Origin of the sequence: Mesorhizobium sp. (assembly GCF_004962925.1) — a bacterium.
Classification (GTDB): domain Bacteria; phylum Pseudomonadota; class Alphaproteobacteria; order Rhizobiales; family Rhizobiaceae; genus Mesorhizobium.
Genome location: NZ_SUEO01000410.1, coordinates 355 through 840, shown reverse-complemented (window position 1 = coordinate 840; position 486 = coordinate 355). Strand labels below are relative to the sequence as shown.

General features: G+C 63.8%; 1 protein-coding gene. It reads left to right on the top strand.

Features of this window, described 5'->3' with window-relative positions; translation table 11 throughout:
* Positions 1-486: FAD-dependent oxidoreductase (locus tag E5W87_RS35445; RefSeq protein WP_292408616.1), on the top strand; the 486-nt coding region annotated here is incomplete at both ends.

The following is a 486-nucleotide window of genomic DNA, read 5'->3' as shown; positions in this document are numbered from 1 at the left end:
TCGAGGACATTCCGGTCGCCATCAAGACGATCGAGCAGGCGATCGCCGACAAGGCGTATGAAACCGGCCATATCCGGCCCTATCCGCCGGAACGGAAGACCGGCAAGCGCGTCGCCGTCATCGGCTCGGGGCCGGCCGGCATGGCCGCTGCCCAGCAACTCGGTCGCGCCGGCCATGACGTTCACGTCTATGAGCGAGAGAGCCGGCCGGGCGGGCTGATGCGCTACGGCATCCCCGATTTCAAGATCGAGAAGCATTATATCGACCGGCGCATCGAGCAGATGCAGGGCGAAGGTGTCAGCTTCCATTGTGGCGTCAATGTCGGCGTCGACAAGCCGGTCGCCGAACTGCTCGCCGAATATGACGCGGTCCTCTATTGCGGCGGTTCCGAAACACCGCGTCCGGCCAACATCCCAGGCGATGATCTCGACGGCGTGCACGACGCGATGCCGTATCTGGTTCAGCAGAACAAGCGTATCGGCGGCG